This is a genomic window from Nonomuraea sp. NPDC049714 (genome assembly GCF_044465295.1).
Classification (GTDB): domain Bacteria; phylum Actinomycetota; class Actinomycetes; order Streptosporangiales; family Streptosporangiaceae; genus Nonomuraea.
This window is the reverse complement of the sequence record NZ_JBITLM010000004.1, coordinates 665,371-673,354: the sequence shown is the minus strand read 5'-3', so window position 1 is coordinate 673,354 and position 7,984 is coordinate 665,371. Positions and strand designations below refer to the sequence as shown.

General features: G+C 66.6%; 9 protein-coding genes, 1 tRNA gene and 1 pseudogene. 6 read left to right on the top strand and 5 right to left on the bottom strand.

Annotated elements, in window-relative coordinates; genetic code table 11:
* Positions 1–509: 509 nt before the first annotated feature.
* Positions 510–788 (bottom strand): annotated as a pseudogene (locus tag ACIBQX_RS20865) (Imm8 family immunity protein); the annotation flags it as partial.
* 161 nt (positions 789–949) lie between these two features.
* Here ACIBQX_RS20865 and ACIBQX_RS20860 point away from each other — a divergent pair.
* From ACIBQX_RS20860 to ACIBQX_RS20850, 3 genes are read left to right on the top strand one after another with little or no spacing between them, the layout of a single operon-like run.
* The gene (locus tag ACIBQX_RS20860; RefSeq protein ID WP_397006780.1) at positions 950–1,333 is read left to right on the top strand and encodes an ArsR/SmtB family transcription factor; all 384 of its coding nucleotides are present in this window, start codon (positions 950–952) and stop codon (positions 1,331–1,333) included.
* Between the two features lie 12 nt (positions 1,334–1,345).
* On the top strand, positions 1,346–1,993 hold the full coding sequence (locus ACIBQX_RS20855; RefSeq protein WP_397006778.1) for an SRPBCC family protein: 648 nt from the start codon (positions 1,346–1,348) through the stop codon (positions 1,991–1,993).
* Positions 1,993–2,484, top strand: coding sequence for an SRPBCC family protein (locus tag ACIBQX_RS20850; protein WP_397006776.1), 492 nt, complete (start codon positions 1,993–1,995; stop codon positions 2,482–2,484). The genes ACIBQX_RS20855 and ACIBQX_RS20850 overlap by 1 nt, the downstream gene beginning before the upstream one ends.
* 311 nt (positions 2,485–2,795) lie before the next feature.
* Here ACIBQX_RS20850 and ACIBQX_RS20845 read toward each other — a convergent pair whose 3' ends face one another.
* The gene (locus ACIBQX_RS20845) at positions 2,796–3,062 is read right to left on the bottom strand and encodes a hypothetical protein (RefSeq protein ID WP_397006774.1); all 267 of its coding nucleotides are present in this window, start codon (positions 3,060–3,062) and stop codon (positions 2,796–2,798) included.
* Positions 3,063–3,457: 395 nt separating this feature from the next.
* On the opposite strand from ACIBQX_RS20845, the gene ACIBQX_RS20840 reads away from it, so the two are divergent.
* Positions 3,458–4,807: a DUF4303 domain-containing protein gene (locus tag ACIBQX_RS20840; protein ID WP_397006772.1), complete on the top strand. Its 1,350-nt coding sequence runs from the start codon at positions 3,458–3,460 to the stop codon at positions 4,805–4,807.
* 144 nt (positions 4,808–4,951) lie between these two features.
* Here ACIBQX_RS20840 and ACIBQX_RS20835 read toward each other — a convergent pair.
* Positions 4,952–5,040, bottom strand: a tRNA-Ser gene (locus ACIBQX_RS20835).
* A 161-nt stretch (positions 5,041–5,201) separates the two neighbouring features.
* Positions 5,202–5,762: a YceI family protein gene (locus tag ACIBQX_RS20830; protein ID WP_397006770.1), complete on the bottom strand. Its 561-nt coding sequence runs from the start codon at positions 5,760–5,762 to the stop codon at positions 5,202–5,204.
* Positions 5,763–5,867: 105 nt separating this feature from the next.
* On the opposite strand from ACIBQX_RS20830, the gene ACIBQX_RS20825 reads away from it, so the two are divergent.
* Complete coding sequence (locus tag ACIBQX_RS20825) at positions 5,868–6,356, top strand: MarR family winged helix-turn-helix transcriptional regulator (protein ID WP_397006768.1); 489 nt, start codon at positions 5,868–5,870, stop codon at positions 6,354–6,356.
* On the opposite strand, the gene ACIBQX_RS20820 is transcribed toward ACIBQX_RS20825, so the two are convergent.
* Entirely contained in the window at positions 6,313–6,831 is a 519-nt protein-coding gene (locus ACIBQX_RS20820; RefSeq protein WP_397006766.1) for a SigE family RNA polymerase sigma factor, read from the bottom strand. The genes ACIBQX_RS20825 and ACIBQX_RS20820 overlap by 44 nt on opposite strands.
* Positions 6,832–7,049: 218 nt before the next feature.
* Here ACIBQX_RS20820 and ACIBQX_RS20815 point away from each other — a divergent pair, with 218 nt between their 5' ends.
* Entirely contained in the window at positions 7,050–7,982 is a 933-nt protein-coding gene (locus ACIBQX_RS20815; RefSeq protein WP_397006764.1) for a hypothetical protein, read from the top strand.
* Positions 7,983–7,984: the final 2 nt, after the last annotated feature.

Sequence of the window (7,984 nt, the reverse complement as noted above, 5' to 3'; positions counted from 1 at the left end):
CCCAGTCCTCCACCTTGATCACCCTCCAGATTGAACTCTGCAGGGGGTCAGATTTCGGCCGTCGCCTGGGGGTCAGTATTCACGCGCCGTCGACACGCCTCTTGCCCCTGGCGAGGATGACGGCATCGGAGGCTCCCAGCCACGCAGGTTTCCTGCCATCGGGCACGGCGACGAGCTGTTGGTGGCTTTACCGGCCCCCTGTCGCCTTTCAGCCGGCAGCAGCCGAACCCACGCTGTCAGCTTGGGTATTGCGATGGTCGCGGGTCAGCCACCTGAGGTGCCCGGATCTCTGTCCTACGGTGTGCGGTCACCGTATTTGTCGATGATCGAGCTGAGAGTGTGGGGGACTGACGACACCGGAGTGCTACACCCACGTGGCGGCTCTCCAGATGAGGGACGCCAGCGACCGCATGGACGCGGCCCTGTGGGGCTCTGCCTGAGGGGCAACTGCAACCCTGACGTCTCAGGAACGACAAAGGCCCTCGACCCGACGAACGGGCGAGGGCCTTTCACCTGCGGAGGATCGGGGACTTGAACCCCGGAGGGTGTTGCCACCAAACCGCATTAGCAGCTCGGATCTCGACCGTCCCGGTCGGTTCCACCTGGACCAATACGTTCGCCCATGTCGGAGCCTCCAGCACTGCTATCCGGTTGCTCAGCCACCTGGCCACCTCGGCGGGATACAGCTCGGGCACGAAGAGCCAATGGTGGCCGATGAGAAAGGGATGCTGTTGCAGCTGATCGGCGAGGGCCGATGGGGTGCAGACGGTGAGCTGAAACCGTTCCTCGCCCGGCTGGCTACGTCGGTCTCACCTGACACCGGATGTCGGTCTCGTTCGACACCAGCATCGATGGGGGCGTGCCGGGTGTCGATGTGCGTCGACACCGAGGGTAACGCGGAAGTACCAGTCCTGGCTTATATAAGTCCAACCTGGTATGCTTCTGGTTCGTGCACGCGTTCGACATTCTCGGCGACCCGGTGCGCCGGCGCATTCTGGAGCTGCTCGCCGAGGGTGAGCAGACCTCTGGGGCGATCACGGACGTGATCCGGGCTGAGTTCGCACTGTCCCAGCCGGCTGTTTCCCAGCATCTTCGCGTTCTGCGTGAGAACGGGTTCGCGTCGGTCCGGGCCGAGGGGGCTCGCCGGTTCTATGCCGTCGACCCGACGTCGCTAAGCGAGGTTGACGTGTGGTTGGACCGGTTTCGCGGGTTCTGGGATCAACGGCTCGATGCCCTGGGCACTGAGTTGGCCCGAGGCAGGCGTGCATCCCGGTCCCGGGCTGGCCAGCAGCCCGACACGGCACCGACGTCGGCAAGGCCGATCCGCCAGTGAAAGGAACATGACATGAAGGACGTGCTGGACGAACTGGCCGCTGCGCGCCGGACGATGGGAACAGCGAACCTGCCCGCCGGCGACGCGTACACGATGGAGTTGCGGCGTCGCTACGACGCGCCGGTCGACGACGTGTGGAACGCCATCACCGACCCTGAGCGGCTGGGCCGTTGGCTGAAGTCGGTCACCGGAGACCTGCGGCTCGGCGGGTCGTTCGAGTTGGACGGCGGTGAGCACGGGGAGATCCTCCGGTGCGAGCCGCCGCGTCTGCTGCGGGTGTCCTGGCTCTTCGGGCCGGACGCCGACGAGTGGCCGGGCACGAGCGAGGTCGAGGTGCGCCTGTCCCCGGGCCCTTCCGGGGACACCGAGCTTGAACTGGTCCATGCAGCGGCCGTCGGGGAGCCCATGTTCCCGACCTACGGCCCCGGTGCCGGCGGTGTGGGCTGGGACCTGCATCTCCTCACCCTGGCCCGGTTCCTGGCAGACGGCGAGACCCTCGATCACGAGGAGTTCCAGACCTCGCCCACGGGGCGCGAGTTCGTGCGGCGCAGCGCTGCGGCATGGGGCGAAGCTCACCTGGCCGCCGGTGGCGATCCGGATCACGTGGCGGCCGCCGTCAAGGCCACCACCGCGTTCTACGCCCCCGGAGGGAACGCTTGATGAAGTACACCACCTCGATCGAGATCGCCCTGCCGCGGGAGAAGGTGCTCCAGGTGCTCGCGGACCCGGCGCACATGCCGAAGTGGCTGCGGGGCCTGGTACTGCACGAGCCGGTGGACGGAGCGCACGGCCGGCTCGGCACCACCTCGCGAGTCGTGTTTCAAATGGGGAAGCAGAGGATGGAGGCCACCGAGACCATCACGCGCCTGGAACCTGAAGACCTGCACGCCATCCCCAGTTCTGTCGTCGTGCACTACGACCGCGAGATCGTCGGCGAGGGCATGTGGCAGGCCCAGCGCGACCGGCTGATCGCAGCCGGTCCGGACACCACGCTGTGGGAGAGCGAGAGCGAATTCCGGTTCGACGGATTGCTGGTGCGGCTGGTGGGGCTTGTCATGCCTGGCTCTTTCCGCAAGCAGTCGCAGCAGCACATGGAGGACTTCAAGGCGTTCGCCGAGCACGGGACGGACGTCCGCCAAGGGACGAACTGATCTGCCACTGAGTTGGGTCTGAGCATCATGGCTCGCGCACCCACCTCACGCGTCGACCTGTACGCCGCGATCCGACGCGACGCCAAGGCGGGGTTGTCCAAGCGCGCTCTGCAGCGCAAGCACGGTGTCGGGTACCGCACCGTCGCTGCCGCGTTGGAGTCGGCGCGGCGCAAACAGCCGAGGCCACCACCGAAGAGAGGGTCCCGGCTTAAGCGGCTCGCCTCCGCTCTCTGGGGCAATCCCCAGTGATGTGACTGGAAAAGATCACCTGGGATGGTGTTCCCGGGCCAGCGATCAGCCAGCCCCGCTGGTCAGCCGACGGAGGGAATGCCTACCTTGGCCGCGAACTCGGCGGTGAAGACCACCATGACATCGTCGGTACCCAGGTGGTAGACCTCGGTCGGCGGCCATTCCGCCGGGCTCCCAGCGGCTATCCACACAGCCTTCTCCCGCGAGCACAACCTGATCGCGTCCGGCGTCCGGAGGCAACCTTCAGGGGCTTGGGACCAGACGATATCGACGCAGGTGAGCTTCCTGTCGACCAGGCTCGACCAGCGTGGGTGATCGGTCACATCCACCGCCGCCGACCCGCCTGGCTCCCCGATCATCCGCAGGCGAGCGGTCAGCGGCTCAGGGAAGAGTTCAAGCCCGTAATGGTCGAAGGGCGTGGCTCTGCTCTAGGTACTGCGATCTTTGGCTTTGACCTGGGAGTTCGCTGATCCCTGCGACTGGAGTGCGGGGTTCCTACCGTCGAGGCAGGAGGTCGCGATGGGGTCGCTGCTGGGTCGCTGGGAGGGCCGCGAGGCCGCCGCGCGGGAACGTGCAGAGCGGTTGCGGGTCGAGATAGCCCGGCTTGGGCGAGGACGCCGGGAATGACAGTGAGGATGAGCATGCCGTGATCGCGCGGGCCTTGCATCCACGACCGAGCAGTCTACGGTTTGTGGATGCCTGATCTGCAGGCTGCGGCGAGAGCATGAGGATGGTGGCGGGCTTGGATTGGGCGGCGTTTGAGGACGAACTGGTGGCAGGCGTCGTCGTGAAGCTGGCTGAGCGCGCCTCCGCGGGTGACCGGCTGTATGCGGCTGGGCTGGCCGAGATCTATGCCGAAACCGATGGTGTGATCGGGCTGCCGATGCTGGGCGCCGTCTCTGAGGAGGAGGTGGCCGGGGATGAAGATCTGCTCTGGAGCGTGCCTGATTGGGACACCCAGTGGTTTGAATGGTTGCCGGAAGGCCGCTGGAGGCAGTGGGAGCAGACGCTGACCGACGAGGCCGGTCGAAGCTCGACACGGCATTGGGAACGGACCTTCGCCAGGTACCTGACGGTCCTCACTCGGGTGTGCAAACGCGCCCGCAAACAGTTGCTCGCAGCTGGTGCGACCGACCGGCAGTTCGTGGTGGTGCTACTGACCGACGACGATGAGGAGGAACAGCTCCTGCGCCGCATCCTGGGCGAGCGCGAGCTGCAGCGTCTATTTCCCGGCTACGACCAGGCGGCAGCCGTGACCGCCGAACTGGAGGCCAAGGAACCAGCGGACCGTGCCGTCCACTACGCCCGAGCGCTCAGCGATGACGGCGGGCTAATTGGTCCGGAGAATGCAGAGAGGAGGCTGCGCGACCTCGGCCCTGTCGCACTCCCGGTTCTGACCGACCTGTTGATCCAAGGCCCGGACCGGTGGAGGGCAGCGAAGCTGCTCGCTGACATCGGCTACGCCTCCGACGAGGTGATCGAGGCGCTTACCCACGCACTGAGGCGCACCACTGGCGCAGACCAGAACTGGGTCGCGGCTGCCCTGTCGCGCCTGGACCGGCTGGACATCGTACTGGTCGCCCCCGACCTTCCCAGCGAGGTAGTGGTCACCGCAGTGTCAGCGCCGTATTCGTCATTTCGTGATCAGGCGACATCGCCACCTCTCCTCGACTACAGCCCGCTGGAGAGGTTCCTGACGGACCACGTAGAGCTGAGTGAAGCCGTTTCCGAGCGGCTGAACCCGGGATCGAGCTATTGCACGATCCGGGCCGAGGAAGTCGGGACCGCGATCGACGCTCTGCGCTCGCCACACCCTGTGGTCCGTCGCCATTCCGTCTGTGTCCTCGGTGAACGCGCTCTCGGCGCCGTTGTAGGTCGGCAGGTCATCCCTTGTCTCACCGCGGTCGTCGTCAACGATCCCGACTCTGCTACTCGCCGTCTTGCAATCTTGTCCCTGCAGTGGTGGAAACACGACGCCCGGCACTGCGCCGAGACAGGCCGCCAGGCGCTCCACGATTCAGATCCCAACGTACGCGCCACCGCGCAACGCTGGCTGGACGAACTGAGCCAATGAGCTGCGGCGGCGGCAATGAACTCGTCGGCGGACAGGTTCACCGACAGCTCCGAGCGCGAGCCGTTGCAACTAGCGCTGCAACTATGACTGCCTCAAAGATCGAAAGGCCCTCTCCCCGAATCCGGGGCGAGGGCCTTCAACCTGCGGAGGATCGGGGATTTGAACCCCGGATGGGCGTGAACCCAAACCGCATTAGCAGTGCGGCGCCATAGACCTGACTAGGCGAATCCTCCTGGTAGCCACGCGGCTCAGGACAGCGTACCGGCCTTCTGGCGAGGCAGCAAAGCGGTTCGCCGACGCGTCTGCGCCAACATCTGTCCACAGCCTGTGCATAACCGGCTGTGGACAAAGCCCGCTCCTGCTGGGAGCGGGCTTGAGCCTGTGGATAACCACCTTAGGCAGGGTTCGCCTCGCCCTCGATCTCAATCTTGATCTTCTTGCCCACCAGGACGCCGCCGGTCTCCAGGGCCTGGTTCCAGGTGAGGCCGAAGTCCTCGCGGTCGATCTCGGTGGTGATCGAGAAGCCCCAGACGACGCCGCCCCACGGGTTGGTGCCGACGCCGCCGTGCTCGACCTTGAGCTCCACTTCCTTGGTGGTCTCGCGGATCGTCAGGTCGCCGACGACGGTGAACTCGTCGCCCGACTGGCCGGTGACGCGGCCGTTCCTGAAGGTGATCTCCGGGAACTTCTCCGCAGACAGGAAGTCGTCGCTGCGCAGGTGGCCGTCACGGTCGGGGGCCTGCGTGTTGATGCTCTCAGTCTTGATGGTGAGCTCGGCCGTCGACTCCAGCGGGTTCTCGGCGACCGTGACGGAGCCGGAGAAGTCCGTGAAGTCGCCGCGCACCTTGCTGACCATCATGTGCTTGACCGTGAAACCGACCCGGGTGTGGGCGACGTCGATCGTGTACGTGCCCGCGGCGGGGATGGTCAGACCGTTCCAGGTGGTGGTGCTCATAGTGGGGTCCTCCGAGGATGAAGCTTGCTGTGCGGACGGTTGCTACAACGAATGTCTACACGAGGAATATTCCGCGCGTCAACTAACGTCGGCTACAGTGTGAACGTGACGCAAATTGACGACCCCCGGCTGACGGCCATGGGCTTGCTGGCGGAGGTGCATGCAGGCATGACGGCCCGGATGCAGCCCGTTTTCGGCGCGGCCGGACTGTCAGAGATCGATTTCGAGACGTTGATCAGGCTCGGGCGCTCGCCACAGCAGCGGCTCCGGATGACCGATCTCGCGGCCCAGACCGGCCTGTCCACCAGTGGCGTGACGCGTGTCGTCGACCGCTTGGAACGCGACGGTCTGGTCCGCAGGCAGGCCTGTGCCACCGACCGGCGGGCCTCCTACGCCACCCTCACCGACGCCGGGCGTGACAAGCTCCAGGAGGTGCTGCCACGACACCTCGCGGACATAGACGAGATCCTGACCGGGATGCTCGACTCGGCAGAGCTGGAGTCGTTCCTCACCACCCTGCGCAAGATCAGGGATGTCGTACGACCTTGCGCTACGGCGGGGGCGGCCGACGAGGAATCCCCAGTTCGGACCTGAGCTTGGCCATCGCCCGCGACACCGTGCTCTTCACCGTGCCGACGCTGATCCCCAGGGTGTGCGCGATCTCCGGCTCGGTCATGTCCTCGTAGTACCGCAGCACGATCGCGGCCCGCATCCGCTCGGGCAGCCGCTGCAGCGCCAGTTCGAGCCGTTCCTGCATGTCGCAGCGCGTGTCGAAGGGGGTTTCCACCACTCCGACGACCTCGGGCAGCTCGTCGGAGGGATACTCCTCCAGCTTGCGCCGGCGCCACTGGGAGATGTTGATGTTGACCATCGCCCGCCGCACGTAGCCGTCGAGCGCGCCCCGGTCCTGAATGCGGTCCCACGCCAGATACGTACGGGTAAGCGCGTTCTGCAGCAGATCCTCCGCATCCAGCGGATGGCCGGTGAGCTGATGGGCGGCACGCAGCAGTGCGGGCCCGCGCGCCTGGACGTACGCGCGGAACTCCTCGTCGAAGCCGGTGGTCTGCATCGTGGCCAGAATCGCAGCCTGATGCCCTGTTCTGACTGAACCGCAATTCAGGATTCGGCCCGCCGACGATAAAGGTAGGTCAAGGTTGGTGGCGGTTTGTACGACGCCGGATGTCATCTCCTTCCCTGGGGGATGCGTATTTTGCTCTCTTCTGCGTCGTACGGCGCGAGCCCTCGCGGAGTCGTGTGACCCTAGTACCCGGGACGAGGGAGGGGCCGATGATTCATCCGAGCATTGAGCGCCGCCGGGTGCTCGCGGCGGCGGTGCTGGGCCGGGAGACGGGCGCCCCGGATTCGGGGCTCGAGGACGGCGAGCCGCTGCACGCGGTCACGGGTGAGATCCGTGACATCAGCCCCCATTTGATCGTTGTCGAGACCGCCGAGGGCGGCGAAGAGCGGTTGATCATCGCGCCGTGGGCGACCGCCTGGCACGGCGGCGACACCCCGCCGGGCGACCTCCCCGTGGGGGCCAGGGTGACGATGCGCGCCCTGCGCGACGGCCGGGTGGTGGAGCGGATCTGGGCCGACACCATCCGGCTGACCGGGACCATCGAGTCGATCGAGGGCCGCAAGGACATCACGGTCCAGCTCGACTGCGGCCCGCATCGCGGCCGGCGGACGGCCGTCATCCCCTACCGCGCCAGCGGCCGCCTGCGGGTGCGCCATCCGCAGTTCGAGCCGGGTTACCTCTTCGACGCGATCGGCGTCCGGAAGGACGGCGCGTCCCTGGCACTGCTTCCCGCCACCTCACAGCCGGCCCATCCCGCGCCCCCACCCCCCTACACCGGGGCACAATCACACATCTCCGGCACCATCACCTGGTCCGACATCTTCGACGCCGAAGAGCGGGGCGCCGCCTACCCGATGGTGGAGCCCTCCGACGCCGCCTGCCCGGATGCCGGCATGTCGTGCGCGGGCCTGCCGTACCTTGCCATCGGGTCGCTGATGCACGTACGGAATGTGTGCGCGAGCCGGTCGGCGAGCATGTCGATCGTGGCGTGCGGCTGTGTGGCGGGCCGCTTCTGCGACCGGTGCGTGGAGTGCGGCACCTCGCCGCGCGGCCGGATCGCGGAGCTCGCCCCCGCCTCCTTCGTGGAGCTGGGCGGCGAGCTGATCGACGGATGTTTCAACGCGCAGATCGGATGGGGGTGACG

Bases quoted from the DNA above. Each gene is read 5' to 3' on its own strand.
- ACIBQX_RS20855 (WP_397006778.1), top strand. From the start codon at position 1,346: ATGAAGGACGTGCTGGACGAACTGGCCGCTGCGCGCCGGACGATGGGA.
- ACIBQX_RS20830 (WP_397006770.1), bottom strand. From the start codon at position 5,762: ATGAGCACCACCACCTGGAACGGTCTGACCATCCCCGCCGCGGGCACG.
- ACIBQX_RS20820 (WP_397006766.1), bottom strand. From the start codon at position 6,831: ATGCAGACCACCGGCTTCGACGAGGAGTTCCGCGCGTACGTCCAGGCG.
- ACIBQX_RS20850 (WP_397006776.1), top strand. From the start codon at position 1,993: ATGAAGTACACCACCTCGATCGAGATCGCCCTGCCGCGGGAGAAGGTG.
- ACIBQX_RS20815 (WP_397006764.1), top strand. From the start codon at position 7,050: ATGATTCATCCGAGCATTGAGCGCCGCCGGGTGCTCGCGGCGGCGGTG.
- ACIBQX_RS20840 (WP_397006772.1), top strand. From the start codon at position 3,458: ATGAGGATGGTGGCGGGCTTGGATTGGGCGGCGTTTGAGGACGAACTG.